Here is a 25,241-nt window from a genome sequence, read left to right as displayed (position 1 = left end):
TCACGGACCGGCGCCATAACGCCGATCCTGCGCTGGCGCCTATGCGCCGATCATCTGGTGGCGCCAATACGCCGATCCCGGAATGGCGCCATAACGCCGGTCAGTGACACCTTAGACAATGCATCGCTGAGAGTTGCACTCGCGCCGTCGGCTCGCAGGCATAACGACGAGGGGGCATTCGTCCGACTGCGAGATGTGGGCGAATGCCGCTATTACGCCGACGGCATTGTCAACGGTTTGGAGGCGATTCAGACGCTCGCGCTCGTGATTAAGCGCGAACTCGAGATCTGCGACTTCAAGCCGATCACGTACTACGTTCCGGCGGTCAAACTACCGGATGGCGTCGTGCTAACTTGGAAACGCCGCATCGAGGGCGCAGACTACCGCGGGATTGACGAGAAAGGTCGCATCACCGACCGGCGCTTAGCCGAGGCGATTGTCGCGCGGCTAGACGCGGGTCTGACGGGCATCGTGACCGATTACCAAGAAAACACTTGCGAACAGGCCCCGCCGTTGCCGTACAACCTCGCAAAGCTGCAAACGGAAATGTCGGCGCGGTACGGCATGTCGGCGAAGAAGATCCACGATACGGCCCGGTCGCTGTACGAGAAGCGCAAGATGGTCACCTATATCGGCACCGACTGCCGGTATCTCCCGCAGTCGTTGCACGGCGAGGCCCCGAAAAAGCTCGCCGGCATCGCAGGCATGTACACAAAGCTCGCGAACGGGGCAAACCCAAGGATCCAGTACGCATGCTGGGACAATTCCAAGGTCAAGGCGTATCACGCCATCATCCCGACCGGGCATGCCGAGCCGGGGCTGTCGCACGACGAGCGGAACGTGTTCGATGCGATCGCCCGGCGCTACATGGCGCAGTTCTATCCCAGGCATCAGTACCTGCAAACGAAGCTCGAAGGCCAGTACGGCGACGATGTGTTCTGCTCGACGTGCAAAAAAGACACTGGTTGACGGATGGAAGGAAGTCGATCACCAGGTGGTCGATGCGCACAGTTCGAGGCTTGCGCTCTAAACGATCGGATGCGGCAGGTGGGCGCTTCAAGCACACTACTTGCTCGAAGCCAGTGATGTCATGTCGCGGGTACTCGTGCTATCGAGTTCGTTAGGTCCGTGAGAGGGGGCGTTATGCACAAAGCGAAGCATCGACCCGCCCGGCGCGAATTACTGAGTCGGTACGGGCACGTCATTAGTTGGCAGCGAGTCTGTCAGCTCGCGCGGACCGACCTCGAGGTCATCCTCCGGGGCGAGAGAGTCACGCATCGATTCAGTTAGGGGGGGAGTTCACCGAAGCGGTGGGCGGCGTAACCAGGTTCTTGATCCAGGTTTCTCTGACGGACAAGCCGGATGTGGGCAATGCCGCGGTGCCAAACATTGGCGCGTTCATTTCGGTCAAGCCGGAGTTACAGGGGGTGATTGATATGACCGAGGGCGAATTTCAACGGTTACTAACGCTCGCCGCGTCAGACCGCCTGGCGTGGTGCTTCGTCGCATTCACGGTGCCATTCCGCCGCTCGGCTTTGATCGTCAGTATCGACTTCAGCACACGCGCTCCCGACGACGAGACCTAATAGGTCGAGGTCGCCTCACGAGATGGATTGCCGTCGCAATTCGGCGACGGCGCTCGCGATGCGGCAACGACCTACCTCGGTATCGTTCAATAGCCTGCACGCCGACAGCCATTGGTGTTCTGCATCAAAGTTTTTTTGTTGATGCTCGATCGTAAGCGGCCAATGAACCCATTCTGACGTGCGAGGGTCGTCCAGCTTCCCTGATCGACTAATCAGCGCGGCGCGCTTCGATTCGGATTTCCGGTGAGCATGGGTTTCGTGTCTCAAGGGCAGATGGCACAAACGTTGTCATCGCTGCCGGTTGCACACTTACCGCACTCCCTGCGATAAGTTCGGGCGCTTGGCCTTCGGCCTGCTCGACGCAGCGTCGGAGCAGCTTGGCGTTGAGCTTATGCTGCAACGCGATCTCATCAGTAATTCGTTCGTACTCGACATGCTCTCATATGAGCACGCTTTTCGGGCCAACGATGACCCGCTCCGCCCGGCTCGGGCAGGCTTCACGGGCATGTTCAGGTCAAGGCAGCGACCGCAGTGCTGGACCGCTGTATGTCGAGCGGTACACTATGTTTCTTCCGTTACCTACTGGTAGTCGTCACGCTGCCTCGGGCCCGAAAAGACGTTCAAACCCGTTGGCATCGACACCAAATAGTCGCAACGCGCGGTCATGAATCTCCTTCGTCCGCTCACGCAGCATGATTGGGAAGCTCTCCGGCTCCAGCAACTCCCAGCTCAAGAGGCGCTCCTTCAAATCATCCTCGGAATATGGCGGCTGCTCACCCGGCTTCCTGAACCATTCGCTTGGCGGAGTATCTGATTTGTTCAGATTGTCTTTGCCGCGCAAAAAGTGAAAGTTTGCGTAGTGGTTTGTCTGCTCCGACGGCATACCCTGCTTCGTAAGAGTCGCCCTCGGGAAGATATGATCGCGCTGCAAGTTTTCGGGATTGTTGTCGAGGGTGATACCCCCATGGGCGATGTTGAGAGTCAGGTCAAGGTGTCGAGATAAGAGAGCTTCGAGTGAGCCGATACCGTAGTGATGCTTGACAAGCTGTGCCAGCTTGTCAAGCGGGAACGGCTTACCAGTCACACACTGTTTGCGCGCGAATGTACCCATCCGGGCCTCAGCCCCTGTAAAGATCCCGGTCATAAGCGCGACATAGACTGCGACGACCAGTCGACGCTTCTCTGCGGGATTCGGGTTGGGGTTCAGCGCAAAATATTGCACGAATGGCAGCAGCGAATTGTGACCGCCTCGGAAGAAGCGCTCAGACGTAATCTTGCAGTCATCCATGAGCAGTAGCGTCAGCGACTTCCAGGCTTGCTGAACGGCAGGCAATAGGCCGGGCAGCTCGCTAGCTAATGACTCCACTTTTACACGATCGGCCACGAGGCGGTCGAAGCGGGTCTCAGAGCCTTTGGCAATCAGCAAGCTCTTCAGGACGTCATCCCTCGTGATGTTGAAGGGGCGCGAAACATTGATGTCCTTAACCGCGCGGTACAACTCAGGCTGGATGTCGTTCCACTTGAGATCGAGCAGGCTCATGAGCAAGTCCGACTTCTGAAGCACCAGACCACCTGAATTCACGCGCACAAACACTTCGAGTATCTCTTCAATCGGCATTGGCTCGGCAGCATCTTCATCAATAAGATGAATCTGCAAAGCAGTCTTGCTCGCAAGAATGGTTGCGCACTGTAGGTAGCTCGAAACCATGCGCAAGGTTTCTTGTTCAGATAGTTGCAACTTCTGCGCAGCCTGCGTTGCAGCTATCCCCGCCTTGTGTGCTGCGAGGCGCGTCAAATCTTGAAATTTGATAAATACTGCCCGTTGCGATTGACTCGCGGCCCTGGAGGCATTCTGACGCGGCCACTCGTTGAGTTCCGCAGCCTCCTTCTCCGATAGGAAGCGACAATCCCAATAGGCGTCGCCTGCATCCTTCTCTCCACGTTCGCCGGTCAGTACATCCACGAACAACCGCTTACCATCGTATGTGCCGGCAATTGCAACGAAAAGGCTTGTCAGTCGCTGCTGGCCATCCAGTACAAGGTAGCGTTCGCTTGAATCGTCGTTCTCAAAGTCAATGGAGATTCCCGCGTCTGGTTGAACGTCTTTCTGGAAACGGCGATAGCGCTGCATTGTCGCTGTTTTCCACAGAAGCGCCGTTCCGATAGGAAAACCTCGGAGCAAACTATCAATTAGCTTTGTGATGCGCTCGTCCTTCCAGACGAATGGTCGCTGCATGGCTGGCAATACGATTTTGCCCGCGTCAATCTGGGTCATCACGCCGTTAAGTGTTGGATCGAACATGTGAAGACGTAGTTAAGGTTCCAGGTGAACTCTCTGTCGATTGAACAATCGTGCCAGTCGAAGTTGAAGAAGGTTCATACGGGAGGTATGCCGAGGCAAGCGGCGCATGCGACGACGACAAGGAGTCTTAAATTGGTCGTCTCGGAATTGGCCTTCTATGTCCCGACCGAAGAGCAATCCGTTATTTCTATCACCGTTGCCTAGGCGGCCCCCCGGTACGTGCTCAACAAAGCACTGCCGCACACAGCATATCGGCAATCAGCGCCTCTTTCTTTAGCTAAAGACAGCGTCTTAAGCTAGAGCGCCTCATTAAGGGGCGACGCGCCAATCGTGCGAGGAATATTACCTGAAAAAAGCGTGCGAGTTAGAAGTGCATATTCGGCGATGGAAGGTGTCTTTGAGGCGGCGCTCCGCGGCGCGCGGTGCCAAGCCGGCTAAAAGGACATGGCGCTGCGAAGCGCCGACGAGGCGCATAACCGTTGGGGAAGTGCAGGTAGCTTGAATTGACAAAGCCCGGCACACGATCAGGCTGGCCGGGCTTCGGGTAGGTGTTTGCTACCGGGTGGACTAAATAGCGCAGGGCGCAGCGTCCTCGCGTATGGAGCGACTTTGAAACCACCTGCATTTCTGCAGAAACCCAGTCGGGTGCGCACGAGCTTGTCTATGCGCTTTGCGGATGGAGTGGCGATCCAGAGGTTTGAGGATCCTTCACCGCGTCATCAAAAATGTTTGCATTTTCAACCCCTTTGCGCCGACAAAAACGAAGACGTCGACGAGATTGTATCGCAGACTTCACGTTTGATATTCCGGGCACGAAATCAGCCTCGAATGCAACGTCGCAGTCGCGCCCGCGGCCTGCTAAGAGGCAGTGGTCGCGGGCTTTCCCGTTTCATGCCGGGTCATCGCCACTGGACCTCTATGCCGTGATATTTCAGGTCCGCGACCAAGTCCGGTGCGCTGTCGAACCGCTTCATGTCATACAGGTAGTAGACGAATCCCCCGTCGTGCTTGAAAGCGACCGAGTTGTAGTGCAAATCGGCAAGGTCGGGTGAGCCAAATTTCTCACATAGCGATTCCAGTTCATTGGGTGTTGGCAGTTTGACAATCACAGCGCGACTTATGTGAAGTTCTTCGTCACTTACCCAACCACGGGCAAGCATTCCGCGTGCGAACGTCTCGAAGCGTTCACGATCTTGCAATACCTCGGCTAGTCTCGGTACCTCTGGAATCATACTTTGGCCTCAATAGGTAGATTCAGCGGAGCGTGTCGTTGGGGAATGTCATTTCTTGAGCTCGTAACCGGCCCGTCCTAGCAACGTTTCAAGGTCCGAAACAGACGTGAATATGCACCTTGCCGCGCTTTCTGCAGTAGTAGCTACGATCCCAAGAGGATAGATACCGTCGTATCGAAGCACGCGGGAGTCGGTGATTCGACTTTCCGGCATCGAATGTCCAGATGCGAACAGACACCTTCCGCATGCTCCCTTTCTTTTCTGATGAAGCACGCTATTTGCGGTAACGTCCAAGAATCATCTCCGCGCGCCTGCAGTCTCGGAGCAATCTGCTCGGCGCTCGCTTCCAGGAGCACCACGCCAAGACAACCCAAGTCACGAAAGACCTCCGGCGGAAGCAAAACTGGTTCGCCGTCGCTCCCGCGAAGCACGAAATGTCCATCAAGCAAGAGGGTCCTGCCTGTCGCTCGGATGCGCGAGACGGCAGCAATTAAAGCGTGCTGATTCTCGTCGACCTCGTCTACACGCTTGTTGGAATCCCATGAGGCCGCCCCGCGCTCTTCTCGGATGAGCTGGCTCGCGGTGGCATAGAGGAGACCAAGCCGCTCACTCGCCGGCTTCGCGAGAAACGTCTTCCCAACGCCGTGCATTCCGGAAACAAATATGGTCATCAGATATCTCAGGTCAGAAGCCGGCCGATTCTATGCTCTTCAATTCCACCTCTGTCAGATAACGGAACGACTGCGGTGGCGAAAAATTCGCCATAAGTGATCCGGGATCGATGGGCTTCCGCATCTTCCTCACGGTCCCAAGTATGACCGCATACCCCTTTGGTTTGCCCGAGAAGTAGTCGAATAGTTCTTGCCTTGTAAGGCCACCGCCATGACTGCGACAGTATTCCCAGAGCTTGCTTGGCGAAGTGTGGATGACATCTTCGACCCGCACTGTTGCTACGAGACGCTGCTGCGGCGAGCTAGCATAGATGACGATCAGTCCCACGTCTTCTCGTGCCCACGATCTGCGGAATTCGACGCCTTTTTCGGTCGACAGGATAAGATCGGAATATTTCGGTTTAATCGACAGCAACACGGCCCTACCGCCCTGCGGCTGCGAGCACTCTGGAAAAAGCATCATCCTGAAGTTCACGAATGGATTGTATGGGACCAACAATGCCTTCCTGCTGGAGGCGAGCATACGGCACTGGGTCCGGCAGGTGTTCAACGAGTCGAAACAAGATAACCTTGGTCCGTCGCGTTGCCATCTTGACAATTTGCCGCTGACTATAGACCGTGCGGCGACTGACAAGGCTTGCGATTCTCGCGGCGTCTTCGAGCACATCGAACCGGTCAACCACGCCAATCGACGTCGCAGCCTTCTCATCTCCCGTACGGTAGAACAGAACCACGTCCCCAGCGCTGATTGCGTTCGTCTGCGCATGGCAAAGATAGGCAAGCTTGATTGCATTGCCCACGCTGCTGGATGGCGCAAACAGACGTCGCTGATGCGGATGGTAATCCGGGAACAACGTATCGTGGAATGGTGGCTGGATCGGAATGAGAAATTTTCGGACAGACCGGTCCCGCCGGAAGTGAGGAAAAAAACGACGGTTGTATTCGGGCGCGGGTAGCGCGGGTAAGTTTGGTGCACTCTTGGGGTGCTCCTTCACGAGCACAGAATCACCCATGTACGAGCCTCGTTCGCCAAACCCATAGTCCTGAAGAAGCCGGATAAGATAGTCGTGTCTCTCCGCGTTTGCGTGAATAAACACGTGCTCGCACGCGTTCTCCGTCGCGTAACGGAACGACGCTTTCAGAAACAACTCACCAATCTTGCGGCCGCGAACGGTCTCGCCAACCTTGAATGTGCAAAGCTTCAGCGCAGGCCCGACCAGCTTGGTCCCGGACTCCGTGATCTGCTCGTCATGCTGGACGGCATAGATACATATCGCCGCCAGCCTGCCGTTCTCGTCTTGATACACCCACGCTCTCCGATTCTCGCGAGCTTTGCGTCTGAACCACTCGTCAAATTCCGAACCGCCGTATCCGTCACGCAAGCTGTCGAAGAATGGCAGTGCCAGAATAGGGGTGAGGCTGTGAAGCGGCACATCTTCAATATTCGGTAACGCTATCTGCCGGGGCTCGTGCAGGCGGCGCAGCCAGTCTTCGGCGGTCTGGATAGTATAGACCCGCTCTCCAATGCCTCGGAGACGCGCCTTCACGTGAATCCCACGATCCTCGGTTACGAGAGCATGAACCGCGTCGCATTCCAATGCGTACAGGATTTCGTTGTCGCATGCGTCGTTCGGCGAAGTTTCGGGTGTATTCCACGGACAGGGAGCGGCTTGGTCCAGCATCGAGTACTGTGCCAACCGCTCCAGATTTCGGTGCTTCCTCGCCCTGTCCGGGTCGCGCCTAAAATCTGCAACCGTCGCGGCGTGATAAAGCAACTGGTGACCGCCGAGCCCGGCTAGCCGAACGAAGTTGGCCAGGTTGCTTTCCAAAACCTGGTACGTGTCCTGAAGAGGAATTAGTACATTCGTGTCAAGCAGGAACCGGAGTCGCATCGACATGTTTCACCTCCGGTTAGGGACCTACTAAGCGGCAGGCGCCACAGCAGCCGCTCGGCAAGCTCAATACCACCGCAGGTGTTGCCGGAAAATGTCTTTGCCGCATGAAGCCCCCGTTAGGCCATTGAATTTGCGCGCAGAATGACCCGGCGCTGTTTTCGCTTTGTGCCCATATTATCTCAGCTGGCCCGCGCATCGTCTCGGACTGTACAGCGGTCTGGGCGAGGGTCCCCGAAAACGGCGGTACTAGTCGAGCTTCTTCGCAAGATCCTCCGCTCTCGGATGGTAGTAGCGCATAAGCATCTTCGTGTCGCGATGGCCCGTAACCTTCGCCAGCTCATGGAGTGGAAATTTTTCGGCAAGGCGTGACGTGGCCTCGTGTCGCAAGTCGTGAAAGCACAGGTCAACCAGAAAATCAGGGTCCGCGGCCACGCCCTTGTTCGCACAATCCTCCACGTAGGTTTTCCTGGCCCGTGCGACCGCTCTCTCGAACGCTCGAGTTACCGCGTCAGCGCGGAGCGGGAAAAACAATTGGCGGTCGTTGTCGATGAGTTGTTCAAAGACTGCAATTGCTTTGCTTGAAAGGGGAACGTCGCGCGAACTGCCGTTTTTGGTCATGGAAAGCCGTGCGACGCGCTTCGATAGATCAACCTGGGCTGGGCCGAGCGAGATCAACTCGCCTCTACGCATAGCTGTTTCGACTGCAATGTCGATGAGGGCTGGCAAGAAAGCCGATGCGGACGCTGCCTTTACGTAAGCGAGTTCGTCGGTTGAGGTGCCTCTCTGAGCGTCGGGTTTGATGCTCGAAATTCGCCGGGTCCGCTCATTCTTGACCGTAGGTTTGCGAACCAGTTCGACCGGGTTGGATAGGCTCTCCAAGCCCCATTCCTTGCGCGCGATTGTGAAAAGATGCGAGATGACGGCAAGCCGGCGGACAACCGTCGCCGGGCTATGAGTGACACACCATTCGTCGCGCAGCTTCGCAATGTCGGCCCGCCGAATCGCTGCGAGTGGTCGCTTTGCGAGCCATGAGTCGCGCAATTGGCGAATGATCGACTTCTCTTGCGTTGCGCCTCGTTTGTTCGATGCAATCTCGCGCTCGTAGCGATCCAACGCTTCGGTGAAGGTTGTGCTTTCGGCTTCCGCGCTGCTAACGAAGCGTCCCCGGTCCATCTCGCGTTCGATGGACCTCGCCCACTTCTCAGCATCTGCTTTGGTGTCGAAGGTCTTCGACTCTTGGGGGTAGCCTTTTCTGCGAACTTTGGCTTGCCACTGAAGATCGCCGCGTTTGGTAAAGGTCGCCATAGGTGAATTGGACGCCAGAGGTGGTTTTTGGGACGTTTCTGTCCCAATATTGTCCCAATTACGCGAGAATAGGTCAAGGAATCCATCTAATTAAGGATTGGCCTTCAGATTCGCAATGCGAAGGTCGGGAGTTCGATCCTCCTCCTCCCAATAAGATTCGTCTAAACGCAAAAACCGGCTCATAGCCGGTTTTTGCGTTTCTAGCCCAGGAAGTCGGCAGCACCCGCAACCATTCCGCCACAGCCCCTCCGCCCGCGCCGTCCCACCAAGCACAGCGCCTCAGCAGAGCAAGCCTTCACTCAAAACCTATCCCACCCATCTTCCGCGCCTGCACCTGCAGCCGCCGCAACATCCGCCAGCGTAGCCACCGGCAGAACCGTCGCACGCGCCACCCGCCTGACCGGCGCAACCGCCAGTTCACGCCGCGGCATCTCCTTGCGTGGAGCAGGAACAGCAGCCGGCCCACCCGAACCACCCGAACCACCCGCCACTACCCCACCCCCACTCAAAACCTGAAAAAACGCCACAGCTTCACTCAACTGCTGCCCCTGATCCTCCATCGACCGCGACGCAGCCGCCGCCTCTTCCACCAACGCCGCGTTCTGCTGCGTGACATTGTCCATCTGCGTAATCGCCAGATTCACCTGTTCGATACCCCGACTTTGTTCAGTCGACGCCGCCGCGATCTCCGACATGATGTCCGTCACCCGCGCAACGGCCTGTGTGACTTCGCTCATCGTCTTGCCTGCTTCACTGGCCAGCGCCGAGCCGTCGCGGATCTTGTCCACGGAGTTGGCGATCAGATCCTTGATCTCCTTCGCCGCACTCGACGAGCGCTGAGCCAGGCTTCTGACTTCGCTCGCGACCACCGCGAAACCGCGTCCCTGCTCACCGGCGCGCGCCGCTTCGACGGCCGCGTTCAACGCCAAAATGTTCGTCTGGAACGCAATACCTTCGATGATCCCCGTGATGTCCGCGATCTTGGTCGAGCTATCGCTGATGTCCTGCATGGTGTTGACCACCTGGCCGACCACCGTGCTGCCCTTCTGCGCCACCGACGAAGCATTCGCGGCAAGCATGCTGCCTTGTTGCGCGTTGTCGGCGTTCTGCTTCACCGTGGACGTCAACTGCTCCATGCTGGACGCCGTTTCCTGCAACGAGGCGGCCTGCTGCTCGGTCCGCTGGCTCAGGTCCATGTTGCCCGCGGCGATCTGGCGGGCCGCGCCGGCAATGCTGGTGCTGCTGTCGCGCACGCGTCCCACGATCGCCGTCAATCGTTCGTTCATCTCACGCAACGCGCTCAGCAGTTTGCTGGTTTCATCGCTGCCGTCGACGGTGATGCGCGTGCGCAGATCGCCTTGCGCCACGGTGCGCGCGACGCCGATCGCAAGGCGCAGCGGCTCGGTCACCGCGCGAGTGATCAGCACGCACGCGCCGATCGCGAGTGCGACCGCAATCACGCTGATTGCAATCAGCAGATTGCGCTGGTTCTGGTATTGCGCTGCGTAGTCGTTGATCATCTGTTCCTGTCGGCTATGCGTGTAGCCGGCATACGCGTCGGTCGCGCGGATCAGCGCGGCGAGCAGTGGCCGGCACTGGTCGTCCATCTTCACGATTGCGTCGTCGCGCTTGTTGGTCAGCGCGAGATTGACGATGTCGGTGGCGACCGGGCCGTACAAAGTCTCCACGCGATTGATCTCGGCGACGAGACTGCGCGCTTGTTCCGACGTGTCGGTCGCGGTCGCAATCATTTCGTTGAGTTTCTTCAGATTGGCTTGCACGTCTTCGTGCGCGCGCATCACGTCGGTTTTCTCTATTTCGAAGTCCTGAGGTTTGGTCACGAGCACCAGATTGCGCGCGGCGATCGCGCGGCGGTCGACGGCGGTTCGTACCTGCGCCGCCATCTCCGCGCGCGCGTTGATGCCATGCACGAAGCTGGAAAAACCATCGGTCGAATCGCTCAGCGCTTTCAGGGAGAGACCAGATACTGCAACGACGATGAGCGCCAGTATGCCGAAGCCGGCAATGAGCTTGTTTTTGATTGTGAGGTGTTTGAGTGTCACGATTTTATTGTCTCCAATAACGAAACGTGAAAGCGTTCGCATGGACTCTCAGGTCCGGGCATGGGACTGTCTATGTGACCGCCGAACATCAAGGCGGCCCCGCGCGGCCTATCCGCTCATGGCTGATTTCGAACGCCGTGAATCGCGGCACGTCGACGTCAGCCAAATGGGTATCCCATTTGCTGGATATCGGAATTAAGACACCGGGACTTAAGATAAATCGGCTATTTCTGTATAAGCTTGCACGCGATGACCGACGAAAATAGCATTTTCGAGAATTTTGCTGTATTTAGGCGTGTGATGAAATCATCGCCTTTTGATTGCATTTCATTCGCGGCGTGAGCGGGGCGCTCCGTGCAGTCCGCTGCCGATCCTTTCGGCCGGCTCGACATGGTGGTCAACAACGCGGGCCTCGGCCACCTCGCGCGCGTATCAGGCCGCGAAGTGGGCGGTCGGCGGCTTCACTGAGGTGATCAGCCAGGCGCTTGCGCCGTTCGGCGTCGATGTCAGCGCGCTGGAGCCGGGCGGCATGAAAACGGTGGGGCACCGAGCCGGCCGGCGCGACGCCGGAATTGCGGCCGGATTATCTGCCGTCGGTCGGCGCGGTAAAGGATATGCTGAAGCAGTACGTCGGCCATGAGGCCGGCGATCCAGCGAAGCTCGCGCAACTCGTGCAACTCGTGCTGAAGCTCGCGTATCACAATGCTTTGCCGGCGCATCTCTTGCTGGGCAGTGACGCACTGCACGACTGCGGCGAAGGTGACAAGGCGCGCGCCGACGCGTTGCGCGCAGCCAGCGCGGCGACGGATTTCTGCGCGCCGGCGCCGCTGCCGGCCTTTCCCCCAGCGTCGGGGACGCAAGTCTGAACGTGTCTGCGGCAACCGGGGCAGCAAGTACCCACCCAACGCAACCAGAGGACGAACGAGATGGCGAATTGGACCACTGCGGACATTCCGCGACAGACTGGCCGGCTCGCAGTGATCACCGGCGCGACCGGCGGCTTGGGCCTGGAGACGGCGCTCGCGCTGGCCGGCGCCGGTGCGGACGTCGTGCTGACCGGGCGCAACGCGCAAAAAGGGCAGGCCGCGCTCGATGCGATCCGCGCGCGGCATCCGGCCGCGTCGCTTCACTACACGCATCTGGATCTGGCAAGTCTCGCCTCCGTGCGTCAATTCGCCGAGCAATTCGCGGCGGAGCATGCTGCGCTCGATCTGCTGATCAACAACGCCGGTGTGATGACGCCGCCCAAACGGCAGACCACATCGGATGGTTTCGAACTGCAATTCGGCACCAACTACCTCGGCCACTTCGCGTTGACCGGTCACTTGCTGCCGCTACTGCGCGCGGGACGCCAGCCGCGTGTGGTCAACCTGAGCAGCCTCGCGCACAAAGGCGGCGCGTCGATTCATTTCGACGACCTGCAATGGCAGCGCAGCTACAAGCCGTGGCCCGCGTACGCGCAGTCGAAGCTGGCGATGCTGATGTTCGCGCTGGAACTGCAACGCCGCAGCGACGCGAACGGCTGGGGACTCCTGAGCAACGCGGCGCACCCCGGCTATGCCCGCACCGATCTGATCGCCAACGGTCCGGGCGCCGACAATCTGCTGCAAACGCTCAACCGCCTGACGTTCGAACCGCTGGCGAGCCAGTCGGCCGCCGCCGGCGCGTTGCCGACGCTGTTCGCCGCCACCGCGCCGAACGCAAAACCCGCCGGCTATTACGGACCGAACGGCTTCTTCGAACTGAAAGGGTCGCCCGGCGAAGCACAGATCGCCCGGCCTGCGCTTGACAAGGCAGTCGCCGCCCGGCTGTGGGAAGTCTCGGAAACATTGATCAACGCGCGCTGGCCAGGCGCGCCCCTGGAGCACACATCATGAAGGTTCTTATTTTTGGCGCAACCGGCATGGTCGGGCAGGGCGTGTTGCGCGAATGTCTGCGCGCGCCGGATGTCGACGTCGTGCAGACCGTGGGCCGCACTCGCAGCGCTCAGCTCGATCCGCGCGTCGTCGAAGTGATTCAGCCGGACCTGATGGACTATCGCGCGGTGGAAGCGTCGCTCAAAGGGGTCGACGCGTGCTTCTTCTGTCTCGGGGTTTCGTCGGCGGGGATAAGGGAGGCGGAGTATGCGCGTCTCACCTACGACCTCACGATGGCGGCCGCGCAGACGCTCGCCCGGCTCAATCCGCAGATGACCTTCGTCTACGTGTCCGGCGCGGGCACCGACAGCACCGAGCGCGGCCGCAGCATGTGGGCGCGCGTCAAGGGCCGCACGGAGAACGCGCTGCAACGGCTGCCGTTCAAGGCCGTCTATCTGTTCCGTCCCGGCGTGATCCAGCCGCTCAACGGCGCTCGCTCGAAGACCCGTTCGTACCGGCTGTTCTATACGCTGGCCAAGCCCTTCCTGTCGACGCTGCGCGCATTGTTGCCCAACCAGATTCTGAGCACCGAAGACATGGGGCTCGCAATGCTGGCGGTCGCACGCCATGGTGCCGCCAAAGCGGTGCTCGAAACCGCCGACATCCGCGCGCTCAGCCGAGCGGCATCCGCACCCGTGCTCGATCTGCACGCCGGTTGAGCATCACGTCGACGGAGCATCATCACTTCGCTGAAGCCGTTAAAAACCCGTCTGTTCGAGCAATTGACGCGCTGTACCTCTGATACGCTACCGGTTCACTCGCCGCGTCTTCCGTCGGCGGTCCACTTCTTCACGCGCGTCATTCAGCGCATGCTCGAACCAACAGTCAATGGTGACGCGCCGACCGAACCTCATGATTGCGATCAGTATCGTGCTGGCCAGCGCGATTCTGGCGATCGCCGTGTGGGTGCTGGCGCAGATGCGCGACGACGCGTTGCGGCGCGCCCAGGACTCCGTGTTCAACGTATCGCTGCTGGTCGAGCGCGACGTGTCGCGCAATCTGGAGATCTACGATCTGTCGCTGCGCGCGGTGATCGACGGACTGAAGCAGCCTGGCGTGCTGGACCTGAAGCCGGCCATCCGCCAGATGGTGCTGTTCGACGGCTCGGTGAGCGCGAAAGACATGGGTTCGGTGTTCGTCGTCGACGAGGCCGGCAACGTCAAGTTCGATTCGCGAGCCTCGCCGCCGCGTCACATCAATCTCGCCGACTGCGATTACTTCACGGTGCACCGCGACTCACCCGACGTCGGCCTGTACATTAGCCATCCGTTTGTCCCGAAGATGCAAGACAGGGACGTCAGCATCGCGCTGAGCCGGCGTATTTCCCGGCCGGACGGCAGCTTCGGCGGCGTGGTGGTCGGCACGATGCATGTCGCTTACTTCCGCAAGCTGTTCGACGGGATGAACCTCGGCCCTGGCGGATCGATGGCATTGATGCTGAGCGACGGCACGATGCTGATGCGGCGTCCTTACGATCCGAAAGTCGTCGGTATCAATCTGACCGGCACGGCCAACTATTCACGCTTCGCGCAGCAGCCGAGCGGCGACTTCTTCGGCACGGCGGCGATCGACGGGGTCGAGCGCTGGTACGCATTCCGTCATATCGACATGTATCCGCTGATCCTCGATGTCGCGCTCTCGACGCGCGACATGTACGTGCAATGGCGGCATCGCGCGTGGATCATCGGCGCGCTGATTGCCGCGCTCAACGTGACGATCATCGCGCTTGCGATCCTGTTCTCGCAGCAACTGCGCCATCGCCGCGCGGCGGAAGACGAGTTGCGTGAGCTGGCGCGCACCGACGGGCTGACCGGCGTGAACAATCGGCGCACCTTCGAGGAGAACGTGGACGACGAGTGGCATCGCGCGCAGCGCAACGCGTGGCCGCTGTCGATGCTGCTGATCGACGTCGACAGTTTCAAGGGTTTCAACGATCTGTACGGTCATTCGGCGGGCGACGACGCGCTGATCGATGTGGCGCGCTGCATTGCGCAGAACGTGCGGCGCCCGGGCGACACGGCGGCGCGCTACGGCGGCGAAGAGTTCGCCGTGCTGCTGCCGAATACGGATGAAGCGGGGGCGATGCGTATCGCCGAGCAGATTCGCGCGGCGGTTCAGGCGCTGCAGCATCGCCATGTGGCGAGTTCGCATCATGTGCTGACGGTGAGTATTGGCATTGCCACCGCACACGGTGAGGCGATGGCGACGAGCCGCGCGCTGGTCAACGCTGCCGACGAAGCGCTTTACGACGCGAAAGACGCGGGCCGCAACCGCGTGCTGTGTTATCGCTCGGTGGGACAGGGGGCGGCTGGTGACCGGGTCGTGCCGCCGGACGCTAAGGCGCGAAACGTGACCTGAGGTGCAACGTGTGTAGCGGCTAGTGCCCACCTAACGGACCAGCAAACACACAGATAAAAAAAAGCTCACGCCGGGGGGCGTGAGCGAAAGTCGGATAGTTAAAACAACATCGCATGCGCTTATGGGGCGGCGCAGCGAAACCAGTTTAAGCGCTGGCCACAAGCAAAAGTATCGGATGATTCTGAAACGCTGCGCCCGCATCCGACCCGCATCCGACCCGCACCCGACCCGCACCCGACCCGCATCCGACCCGCATGAGCGTCGCCCCCGCACGCTCAACGCGTTGCCTGCATCATCCACCGCATGCGCATCCTTTCGAGCGCAGGATGGGCGACACCCTCGGGCGACACCCTCCAACCCCGCCATCCCCCGCTTCCAGCCACGTTTTTCGCCATGCTTGCCAGGCCCAATGGCACTCCGTACACTCGCGCGTAATTCCCGGGCCGCGCCGTTCCACGCGCCGTCCGGCACACATCACGCCGAACAGAGGAGAACCCCCGCAATGGCCGCTACCTATTTCCCCCGCTGGCGCCGCCAGCCGGTTACCGCCGAGGGCAGCGTCGTCGGCACCGACGAGCGGCTCGCCTGGCCGCAGATGTTCGCGATGGGCATCCAGCACGTCGTCGCGATGTTCGGTGCGACCGTGCTCGCGCCGTTGCTGATGGGCTTCGACCCGAACCTCTGCATCTTCATGTCGGGGATCGGCACGCTGTTGTTCTTCGTGCTGGTGGGCGGCCGCGTGCCGAGCTATCTGGGTTCGAGCTTCGCGTTCATCGGTCTGGTGATCGCGGTGACGGGGTACGGCGGCCACGGTCCGAATCTGAACATTCCGGTGGCGTTGGGCGGGATCATCGCGTGCGGCGTGCTGTACGCGATCATCGGCCTGATCGTGTCGGCGGTCGGCACCCGCTGGATCGAAACGCTGATGCCGCCGGTGGTGACGGGCGCGATCGTCTGCGTGATCGGTCTGAACCTCGCGCCGATCGCGGTGCGCGGCGTGAGCGGCAGCAACTTCGATTCGTGGATGGCGCTGGTGACGGTGCTGTGCGTCGGCGCGGTCGCGGTGTTCGCGCGCGGCATGCTGCAGCGTCTGCTGATTCTGATCGGCTTGCTGATAGCGTATGTGATTTACGCGATCGTCACGAACGGCCTCGGCATGGCTAAGCCGATCGACTTCTCGATCGTCGCGAATGCCGCGTGGTTCGGCATGCCGAGCTTCACGGCGCCGGTCTTCGACCTGCACGCGATGACCCTGCTCGCGCCGATCGCGGTCATTCTGGTCGCGGAAAACCTCGGTCACATCAAGGCGGTCAGCGCGATGACCGGTCAGAATCTCGACCGCTATATCGGCCGCGCATTTCTCGGCGACGGCCTCGCGACCATCGTCTCCGGCTTTGCCGGCGGCACCGGCGTGACGACTTACGCGGAGAACATCGGCGTGATGGCCGTGACCAAGATCTACTCGACGCTGGTGTTCGTGATCGCCGCGCTGATCGCGCTGGTGCTGGGTTTTTCGCCGAAGTTCGGCGCGGTGATCCAGACCATTCCGGGGCCGGTGCTGGGTGGCGTGTCGATTGTCGTGTTCGGGCTGATCGCCGTGACCGGCGCGCGCATCTGGGTCGTCAACAAGGTGGACTTTTCCGACAACCGGAACCTGATCGTCGCCGCGGTGACGCTCGTGCTCGGCGCGGGGGACTTCTCGTTGAAGCTCGGCGGCTTTGGGCTCGGCGGGATCGGCACCGCTACGTTCGGCGCGATCATTCTGTACGCGTTGCTGCGAAGGAAGCCGTCGCAAGGGCCGGTGGCCTGATTCTGTTGCATGAGCGGCGATGACCGGCCGTGACCGGACGGTGGCTGACGGTGACCGACGGCGAGCGGCAGCAAAGCCGGTATGCTGCCGGCGTCGGCTTTTTGCCCAGTGCCCGGGAAAAGCCACCGCCGCCGGTACTGCCAAAACCAACCGCGCTATTTTCTCCGCGCAGTCAGCGCCGTCTCCGACAAATCCACCTCGCGCATCAGCTTGTTCAAGGTCTCGTCGTTGATCTCCTGACTGCTGCGCAGCGCGAGCAGCGTCTTGCGCTCGGCACGCATCGCCGCCAGCTTCATCCTGAACTCCAGCGCATCGGCACGGCGCGCGAGCTCGCGCGGCTCCTGCTCTTCATCGAGCGTGGCGAGGCGGCGCCGATACAGGCCCATCACCCGCGCGGTGACGTCCGCCGCATACGCCGACGCCGATTCGTCCAGATCCGCGCACTCGGTATCGTGTATCTCGTCGACTTCACGAATCGCGGCTTGCGCGGCCATCGTGCGCGCGTGCGCTTCTTCCGCCGCATGCGGGTCCTTGCCCCGCCGCCAGCCGCGCAACAACAGCGGCAACGCACCCACCGCCACCAGCAGCGACAGCAGGATCACGCCCGAAGCGATGAAAATCGCCAGATCGCGGCCCGGCAGCGGTGCGCCATCCGGCAGCATCACCGGCAGCGACAACACGCCCGCCAGCGTCACCGCTCCGCGCACGCCGGCCACCGTCGTCACCGAGACCATGCGCAAGCCCGGCACCGCGTTCGCCACGCCGTGCTTCGCCGCGCCGCGGCTCGCGAACCAGCGCAGCAGCCACACCCACACGAAGCGCATCGCGTACAGCGCGGCCGCCACCGCGGCGATGTAGCCGATCAGCAGTCCGACCCGGGCGTCGCTGGTTTCGTGCGCGTCGAGCAGCGCCTGGCCGAGAATGTGCGGAAACTGCAGTCCCAACAGAATGAACACCATGCCGTTGAAGACGAATTCGATCATCGTCCATGTGCTGTTGGCGCGCACTCGCGACGCCACCGATCCCGCGTTCGCGACGCTCGCGTAGTTCATCATCATGCCGGCCGAGACCGCGGCCAGAATGCCCGACAACTCGAAGTGCTCGGCGCTCAGATAAGCGGCGAACGGAATCAGCAGCGTCATCACGACGCCGGGCGCGGGATCGCCATCTTCGGTGAGACTCAGAAAGCGCACCGACACGAAGCTGAACAGCGCGCTCACCGCTGCGCCCACCGCGAGACCGCCCACGGCGATGACCACGAAACTGATCGACGCGTCGCGCAGCGAAAACACGCCGGTCAACGCCGCGGCGATCGCGAACTTCAGCGCGACCAGACCCGACGCGTCGTTCATCAACGCCTCGCCTTCGAGAATGTGCATCAGCCGGCCAGGAATCTTGTCCTTGCCGACGATGCCGGAGAGCGCCACCGCATCGGTCGGCGACAGCACCGCGGCTAGCGCAAACGCGACCGGCAGCGAGATCGATGGCACCAGCGCATGCACGAAGTAGCCGACCACCAGCACCGTCATGAACACGAGGCCGAGCGCGAGCATCAGGATGGCGCGGCGCGCCATGAAGAACTCGCGCTTGGGAATGCGCCAGCCGTCCGCGAACAGCAGCGGCGGGATGAACAGCACCATGAAAATCTCCGGATTGAAGGTGACGTGCAATCCGAGTCTCGGCCACGCGAGCAGCGCGCCGATTGCGATCTGCACCAGCGGCAGCGGCAGCTTGACCGGCAGAGCACGGATCAGGACGCCGGAAGCCGCGACGGCGAGCAGAAGAATCAATACGGTAAAGACAATTTCCATCGGTCTGTTTGCGGGGATATAACGGGGGCTTCCTCGGAGATTTTCGACGATGCCGTCGCGCAGCGTTCACGACGCGCAAGGCCAAAGTGTAGCCCGACCCTGGCGTTGCGCTATCGCGAGGCTTGCACGACGGCGGCGGGGCGGGGATGAACGCGGCGACTAGTGCGGCGGCGAGTGCGGTGATGAACGCGGCGATGAACGCGGCGGCTAATGCGGCGGCGAGCGCCACAAGCGAGCACCTGAATCGATCACGCACCTCAACGGTGCGTGCTACGCCCACGTGCGGCGCATTGACCCTTGCGCCGGTGCAATCTTTCGAACAAGTTTCAAGCGAATGTGTGGCAGCGTGCGCACGGAGCTTGCTTAAGCAGTAGCGATGACGCACATTTGAGAAACGGCGCCGAAGTGTTCGCTTCCGCGTTCGGACCGGGCCGGCTCTTGCGTGAGAGGATTGCATGACGATTGCGCAACAGGATAGGACGGCCAGCGCGCCGCATGGTTTCGACGTCGAGGTGACGTCGGGCCTTCAACGTTATTCGGTGCAGCATGGCGAGCTGACGCTGACCAGCGTGTTCCAGCCGATTTTCAGCCTGTCGCATATGCGGGCGGTCGGCTACGAGGGGCTGCTGCGTGCACACGACGCGCTCGATCGCGCCGTGTCGCCGCTCGACGTATTCGGCGAGGCCGCACGGCTGGGCGACGTGTTGCAATTGGACCGGCTCGCGCAGACGCTGCATCTGGAAAACTTCAAGGTGCTCGGTGCCGAGCGCGAGTGGCTGTTCCTGAACGTGCATCCCGGCGCGCTCACCGATCCGTATCATGGCGCGGCCTTGCTGGCCAATCTGCAGCGGCTCGACCTGCCGCCGCGGCGCATCGTGCTCGAATTGCTCGAACAGCGCGCTGAAGACCTCGAACGTCTCGCCGATGCGGTGCGTCAGTTCCGCGAGCGCGGCTTCCTGATCGCACTCGACGATTTCGGCGCGGGGCACTCGAACGTCGAACGGATCTGGCAGTTGAATCCCGATATCGTGAAGCTCGACCGCATCATGCTGTCGCACGCCGCGCATCGCGCCGATATGGCGACGATCCTGCCGGGACTGGTCGCGTTGCTGCACGAGGCGGGCAAGCTGGTGCTGATCGAAGGCGTGGAGACGGAGCATGAAGCGCAGATGGCGCTCGCCTGCAATGCCGACTTCGTGCAGGGCTTTTTCTTTGGCCGGCCGAACCCCGGCGCGGTCGACGCGGCGCACGCGGTGGCCTGCATCGACGAACTCACCGAGCGTTATCGCAATCAGGCCGAAGCACGCGAGCGCCGCAACGCGAGCCGTCTCGCGCCGTACCTGCGGGCCTTCGAGCGCACCGCGGAGCGGCTGGCCGCCGGCGAACCGCTCGAGGAAGTGTGCTGGAATTTTCTTGCGCTCGACCACGCCGCGCGCTGTTTCCTGCTCGACGCCAAGGGCAAGCAGGCGGGCCGCAACGTCGTGCTGCGCGCCGATCGCGCGGCGCATGAAACGCGCTTTCTGCCGCTCGCCGACGCGCAAGGGGCGAACTGGCTGCGTCGCCCGTATTTCCGCGACGCGATCAATGCGCCGGAGCGCGTGCATGTGACGCGTCCGTATCTGTCGATCAACGAAGCGCTGCCGTGCGTGACGCTGTCGGTGGCGACGCACGTCGGCGAGCAGACCTGCGTGCTGTGCGGCGACATCGATTGGGTGGACGAAGAGCGGTTCTGAGATGATGTCGTTTTTAACGACACCTGGCTGCGCTCATGTCCGTCCTGCTCGAAGTCATTGCCACGACCGTTGCCGATGCGCGCCTCGCGCGCCAGGCGGGTGCCGACCGTATCGAACTCGTCACCGCGATGGGCGAGGGTGGCCTCACGCCGAGCGTCGGACTGATCGAAGCGGTGGTGGCGGCTGTTGAGATCCCGGCGGCCGGCGTACCAGTGAACGTGATCGTGCGGCCGCATAGCCGCTCGTTCGTGTACGACGCCGACGACTACGCGGTGATGCTGCGCGACGTGCGCGCGGTCAAAGCCGCGGGTGCGAATGGAATCGTGATCGGCATGCTGAACCGCGAGGGCGAGATCGACCGCGAAGGCTTGGCGCGTGTGGCCGATGCGGCCGATGGTCTGGCTATCACCTTCCACCGTGCGTTCGACGAAACCCGCGATCTGCGCCAAGCGCTCGACGTGCTGCTCGGATTCGACGCGGTGACGAACGTGTTGACGTCGGGCGGAAAACCGTCGGTGCTGCACGCGGAAGCGACTCTACGAGAGCTGGTAAAACAAGCGTCCGGGTCGCATTGCACGGTGCTGGCCGGCGCGGGTTTGACGGTCGATGCGATTGCCGGCTTCGTGAGCAGAACGCAAGTCGAAGCGGTGCATTTCGGTTCGGGCGTGCGCGTGGGCGGCAACGGTCTCGCACCGGTCGATATGGAAAAGGTCGCGCAAGTCAGGGCATTGCTGAACGCGAATCCGGGCACCACGTCACGCGGCTGACGCCACATACCTGAATCAGCCGGCAAAGAAAAAGCCGCTTCGAGATCACCCCCGAAGCGGCATTTTTCATTCACGCTGCGCGCGGCGCGTGTCACCGGCAAACGCTAACCGGCCAACACTACTTCCCCACCACCACCGGAATGCCGCGCAACTGTCCCGCGCCCTTCATCTCTTCCAGCGACTTCTTCACCGCTTCCCCCGTCGCCGCGTCGATCTGCAAGCGTGCCGCCAGATCACGTTCGCCGCGCTTCACCCCCGCCAGATTCGCCAGCTTCACGTGACCGTAACCGCGCACCCGCGCATGCAGATCGGCGAGCTTCGCGACGTCTTCCAGATTGTTCGCGTCGAGCTTCGCGAGCGCGCGCAGCAACGTGGATTCGTAATCGCCGGCGAGCTCGCGCTCCATCTTGCGCTCCAGCGTGCGGCCGAACGGATCGAGCGGCGTGCCGCGCAGGCCGCGCCATTTCGCCAGCATGCCGAGCACCGGCCACATCCATTGACCGAAGGTTTTCTTGGTCGGATTGACGCCCGCTTGCGCGCGCGTGAGCGTTGGCGGCGCGAGGTTGAACTTGATGCCGAAGTCCTTGCCGGCGACGCCTTCGAATTGCGCTTCGAGCGCTTCACGGAACGCGGCATCCGTATGCAGACGCGCGACTTCGTATTCGTCCTTCACCGCGAGCAGACGATAAAACGTGCTGGCCACCGCGCGCGTCACGCGCTCGCTCGTCGCATCCACCGAAGTTTCCGCGCGGCGCGCCGCGTCGACCAGCGCGCGATAACGCTTCACGTAGGCGCCGCCGCCATAAGTCTGCAGACGCCCTTCTCGATGCGCGATCAGTTCGTCGAGCGTATCGACACGCACGGTCTGCTTCGCCACGTGCCGTGCCTGCCACAACGATTCGAGCGCGGCCGGATCTTCGGCGGCCAGCCGGCCGATCGAAAACGCCAGTTGATTCATCGTCACCGCGACGTTGTTCAATTCGATCGCGCGCATCATCGCGCCGAACGACACCGGCACCAGGCCGAGTTGCCAGGCATAGCCAAGCATCAGGATGTTCGCGCCGATCGTGTCGCCGAGAAAACGCGTCGCGAGCGCCTGGGCGTCGCACGTCGACAGGCGCTCCGCTCCCGCCGCATGACGCATCTTGTCGATCAGCGCGTCGGCGTGCAGCGTCGCGTCCGGGTTGGTCACGAAGGTCGCGTTCGGAATCGCGTGGGTGTTGACGACGATACGCGTGCGGCCATGACGCACCGTTTGCAACGCATCGGCGCTCGCGCCGACCACCATATCGCAGGCGAGCAGCACGTCGGCCTGTTGCGTGTCGATACGGACCTGGTTGAGCCACTCGTCGCGCGCGGCGAAGCGCACGAACGACAGCACCGAGCCGCCCTTCTGCGCGAAACCCATGAAGTCCAGCACCGACGCGCTCTTGCCTTCCAGATGCGCGGCCATGCTGATCAACGCGCCGACCGTCACGACGCCGGTGCCGCCGACGCCCGTTACCAGAATGTCGTACGGCGCGGCGTCGAGAGGCGTCGTGGGAATCGGCAATGCGTCGACGCGCGCGGCCAGCGCTTGCGGATCGAACGCGACGCCCGCGGCCTTTTTCAGCTTGCCGCCTTCCACCGTGACGAAGCTCGGGCAGAAGCCGTTCACGCACGAGTAGTCTTTATTGCACGACGATTGATCGATGCGGCGCTTGCGTCCCAATGCCGTCTCAACCGGTTCCACCGACAGACAGTTCGACTGCACGCCACAATCGCCGCAGCCTTCGCAGACTTCCTCGTTGATGAACAGACGCTTGTCCGGATCGGGGCATTCGCCCTTTTTGCGGCGCCGCCGTTTTTCCGCCGCGCAGGTCTGGTCGTAGATCAGCACGGTCACGCCGTCGGTGTCGCGCAACTGGCGCTGCACCGCGTCCATTTCGCTGCGATGGTGGAACGTCGTGCCCTTCGGAAAGAGCTCGTGATGGCCGTCATATTTCTCGGGCTCATCGCTGACCACGACGAAGCGCGACACGCCTTCGGCTTCCACCTGGCGCGCGATCTGCGGCACCGAGATGCTGCCGTCGACCGGCTGGCCGCCCGTCATCGCGACCGCGTCGTTATAGAGAATCTTGTACGTGATGGTGGCTTTCGCGGCGACCGCCTGGCGGATCGCGAGAATGCCCGAGTGGAAGTAGGTGCCGTCGCCGAGATTCTGGAACACGTGGCGTGTTTTCGTGAACATCGAATGCGAGGCCCAGTCGACGCCTTCGCCGCCCATCTGGATCAGGCCGGTGGTGTCGCGCTCCATCCACGACGCCATGAAGTGGCAGCCGATGCCCGCATGCGCGATCGACCCTTCCGGCACTTTGGTCGATGTGTTGTGCGGACAGCCCGAGCAGAAGTACGGCGTGCGCTTCACACTATCGGCCGCGTTCGAGAGGATTTGCGGCGCGACCAGATCGACCACGCGTTCGCGGCGATCGAGCGCCGGCTTGTGCTTCGCGAGCCAGTTCGCGAACACCGGCAGGATGCGCGACGGCCGCAATTCGCCAAGCGACGACAGCAGCGGCGTGCCGTCTTCGGCATGTTTGCCGACCACGATCGGCCGCGTGCCCTGCGTACGGTTGTACAGATAGTCCTTGATCTGCTGTTCGATGACCGGGCCTTTCTCCTCGATCACCAGCACTTCGGACAAGCCGGAAACGAATGCGTCGATGCGTGTCATTTCCAGCGGGAACGACAGGCCGACCTTGTAAATCCGCACGCCGGCCGCATCCAGATCGGCGACCGTCAGATCGAGCCGGCGCAGCGTTTCCATCAGATCAAGATGCGCCTTGCCGCACGTGACGATCCCCACGTTCGCATGCGGGCTCGGCGCGATCCATTTGTCGATGCTGTTCACGCGCGCGAAGTGGCGCACCGCGTCGAGCTTCGCGTGCATCCGCGATTCGATGGTCAGGCTCGGCAGATCGGGCCAGCGATTGTGCAGGCCGCCGGCGGGGGCCGCGAAGTCCTGCGGCACGGCCCATTCGGTTTGCAGCACATCGAGATCGACCGTCGAACCCGATTCGACCGTTTCGGAGATCGCCTTGTAGCCGACCCACGCGCCCGAGAAGCGCGACAGCGCCCAGCCGTACAGGCCGAATTCGAGCATGTCGGCGATGTTCGACGGATTCACGACCGGCATGTGCCACGCCATCAACGCGAAGTCGCTCTGATGCGGCATCGACGACGACACGCAGCCGTGGTCGTCGCCCGCCACCACCAGCACGCCGCCGTGCGGCGACGAGCCGTACGCGTTGCCGTGCTTCAGCGCATCGCCCGCGCGGTCCACGCCCGGACCCTTGCCGTACCACATCGCGAACACGCCTTCGACGGTGCGCTCCGGGTCCGCTTCCACCCGCTGCGTACCGAGGACGGCGGTGCCGCCGAGTTCTTCGTTGATCGCCGGCAGGAAGCGGATTTCGCTCGCGGTGAGCAGTTTCGTCGCTTTCCACAACTGCTGGTCGACCATGCCGAGCGGCGAGCCGCGATAGCCGCTGATGAAGCCGGCGGTGTTCATGCCGCGCGCCTTGTCGAGCGCGCGCTGCATCAACGCGAGGCGCACCAGCGCCTGCGTGCCGGTCAGGAAGATTCGGCCGCGCGTCGCGGTGAGATTGTCGGACAGCTTGTAGTCGGCAAGAGCGGGCGTGCCGTCGATGGGCAGGCGAGCGGTCATGGGTGAGGCTCCGTTGTTTTGCATCCGCGCGCGAGGGTGGGGACCACAAAGTGACGCTGCGGAAGAGACTCTATTTTTTAGCGCCG

The 25,241-nt window shown here is 61.7% G+C and carries 19 protein-coding genes; 10 read left to right on the top strand and 9 right to left on the bottom strand.

Annotated elements, in window-relative coordinates; genetic code table 11:
* Together HV744_RS22375 and HV744_RS22370 are read left to right on the top strand one after the other, a co-directional pair.
* Nucleotides 1–969, top strand: a 969-nt coding sequence (locus HV744_RS22375) for a DNA topoisomerase (protein ID WP_246279145.1), incomplete at its 5' end; no start/stop codon positions are given.
* Between the two features lie 362 nt (nucleotides 970–1,331).
* Complete coding sequence (locus HV744_RS22370) at nucleotides 1,332–1,586, top strand: hypothetical protein (RefSeq protein WP_175151585.1); 255 nt, start codon at nucleotides 1,332–1,334, stop codon at nucleotides 1,584–1,586.
* Between the two features lie 592 nt (nucleotides 1,587–2,178).
* Here the strand turns inward: HV744_RS22370 and HV744_RS22365 are convergent.
* The 7 genes from HV744_RS22365 to HV744_RS22335 all read right to left on the bottom strand — a co-directional run bounded on the left by HV744_RS22365 (nucleotide 2,179) and on the right by HV744_RS22335 (nucleotide 11,054).
* The gene (locus tag HV744_RS22365; protein ID WP_175151584.1) at nucleotides 2,179–3,888 is read right to left on the bottom strand and encodes a DUF262 domain-containing protein; all 1,710 of its coding nucleotides are present in this window, start codon (nucleotides 3,886–3,888) and stop codon (nucleotides 2,179–2,181) included.
* Between the two features lie 899 nt (nucleotides 3,889–4,787).
* On the bottom strand, nucleotides 4,788–5,120 hold the full coding sequence (locus HV744_RS22360; protein ID WP_175151583.1) for a hypothetical protein: 333 nt from the start codon (nucleotides 5,118–5,120) through the stop codon (nucleotides 4,788–4,790).
* A gap of 143 nt (nucleotides 5,121–5,263) precedes the next feature.
* Entirely contained in the window at nucleotides 5,264–5,791 is a 528-nt protein-coding gene (locus HV744_RS22355; protein ID WP_175151582.1) for an ATP-binding protein, read from the bottom strand.
* A gap of 13 nt (nucleotides 5,792–5,804) precedes the next feature.
* Entirely contained in the window at nucleotides 5,805–6,209 is a 405-nt protein-coding gene (locus HV744_RS22350; protein ID WP_175151581.1) for an ASCH domain-containing protein, read from the bottom strand.
* Between the two features lie 4 nt (nucleotides 6,210–6,213).
* Nucleotides 6,214–7,689: a GNAT family N-acetyltransferase gene (locus HV744_RS22345; protein WP_175151580.1), complete on the bottom strand. Its 1,476-nt coding sequence runs from the start codon at nucleotides 7,687–7,689 to the stop codon at nucleotides 6,214–6,216.
* Between the two features lie 243 nt (nucleotides 7,690–7,932).
* Nucleotides 7,933–8,991: a tyrosine-type recombinase/integrase gene (locus HV744_RS22340; RefSeq protein WP_175151579.1), complete on the bottom strand. Its 1,059-nt coding sequence runs from the start codon at nucleotides 8,989–8,991 to the stop codon at nucleotides 7,933–7,935.
* Between the two features lie 299 nt (nucleotides 8,992–9,290).
* A complete protein-coding gene (locus tag HV744_RS22335; protein WP_175151578.1) occupies nucleotides 9,291–11,054 on the bottom strand; it encodes a methyl-accepting chemotaxis protein in 1,764 nt (587 codons plus the stop codon).
* A 469-nt stretch (nucleotides 11,055–11,523) separates the two neighbouring features.
* Here HV744_RS22335 and HV744_RS37505 point away from each other — a divergent pair, with 469 nt between their 5' ends.
* The 6 genes from HV744_RS37505 (at nucleotide 11,524) to HV744_RS22310 (ending at nucleotide 17,138) form a co-directional block, all read left to right on the top strand.
* Complete coding sequence (locus tag HV744_RS37505) at nucleotides 11,524–11,694, top strand: hypothetical protein (RefSeq protein ID WP_246279147.1); 171 nt, start codon at nucleotides 11,524–11,526, stop codon at nucleotides 11,692–11,694.
* The gene (locus HV744_RS37500) at nucleotides 11,669–11,920 is read left to right on the top strand and encodes a hypothetical protein (RefSeq protein ID WP_246279144.1); all 252 of its coding nucleotides are present in this window, start codon (nucleotides 11,669–11,671) and stop codon (nucleotides 11,918–11,920) included. Before HV744_RS37505 ends, HV744_RS37500 begins: the two co-directional genes overlap by 26 nt.
* Nucleotides 11,921–11,980: 60 nt before the next feature.
* Complete coding sequence (locus tag HV744_RS22325) at nucleotides 11,981–12,931, top strand: SDR family oxidoreductase (RefSeq protein ID WP_175151577.1); 951 nt, start codon at nucleotides 11,981–11,983, stop codon at nucleotides 12,929–12,931.
* Nucleotides 12,928–13,629 (top strand): NAD(P)H-binding protein, encoded by a 702-nt coding sequence (locus tag HV744_RS22320; protein WP_175151576.1) that lies wholly within the window; start codon nucleotides 12,928–12,930, stop codon nucleotides 13,627–13,629. Before HV744_RS22325 ends, HV744_RS22320 begins: the two co-directional genes overlap by 4 nt.
* 169 nt (nucleotides 13,630–13,798) lie before the next feature.
* Nucleotides 13,799–15,328, top strand: a complete 1,530-nt coding sequence (locus HV744_RS22315) for a sensor domain-containing diguanylate cyclase (RefSeq protein ID WP_175151575.1) — start codon at nucleotides 13,799–13,801, stop codon at nucleotides 15,326–15,328.
* 502 nt (nucleotides 15,329–15,830) lie between these two features.
* Entirely contained in the window at nucleotides 15,831–17,138 is a 1,308-nt protein-coding gene (locus tag HV744_RS22310; RefSeq protein WP_175151574.1) for a solute carrier family 23 protein, read from the top strand.
* Between the two features lie 155 nt (nucleotides 17,139–17,293).
* Here HV744_RS22310 and HV744_RS22305 read toward each other — a convergent pair whose 3' ends face one another.
* Entirely contained in the window at nucleotides 17,294–18,949 is a 1,656-nt protein-coding gene (locus tag HV744_RS22305) for a Na+/H+ antiporter (RefSeq protein WP_175151573.1), read from the bottom strand.
* Nucleotides 18,950–19,404: 455 nt separating this feature from the next.
* Here HV744_RS22305 and HV744_RS22300 point away from each other — a divergent pair, with 455 nt between their 5' ends.
* Together HV744_RS22300 and HV744_RS22295 are read left to right on the top strand one after the other, a co-directional pair.
* A complete protein-coding gene (locus HV744_RS22300; RefSeq protein ID WP_175151572.1) occupies nucleotides 19,405–20,682 on the top strand; it encodes an EAL domain-containing protein in 1,278 nt (425 codons plus the stop codon).
* A gap of 35 nt (nucleotides 20,683–20,717) precedes the next feature.
* Nucleotides 20,718–21,449: a copper homeostasis protein CutC gene (locus HV744_RS22295; protein ID WP_175151571.1), complete on the top strand. Its 732-nt coding sequence runs from the start codon at nucleotides 20,718–20,720 to the stop codon at nucleotides 21,447–21,449.
* A gap of 118 nt (nucleotides 21,450–21,567) precedes the next feature.
* Here the strand turns inward: HV744_RS22295 and HV744_RS22290 are convergent, their stop codons facing one another.
* A complete protein-coding gene (locus HV744_RS22290; protein WP_175151570.1) occupies nucleotides 21,568–25,155 on the bottom strand; it encodes an indolepyruvate ferredoxin oxidoreductase family protein in 3,588 nt (1,195 codons plus the stop codon).
* Nucleotides 25,156–25,241: the final 86 nt, after the last annotated feature.

Source organism: Paraburkholderia ultramafica (genome assembly GCF_902859915.1).
Taxonomy (GTDB): domain Bacteria; phylum Pseudomonadota; class Gammaproteobacteria; order Burkholderiales; family Burkholderiaceae; genus Paraburkholderia; species Paraburkholderia ultramafica.
The sequence above is the reverse complement of the archived record's forward strand: the minus strand, read 5'-3'. Positions and strand labels throughout refer to the sequence as shown.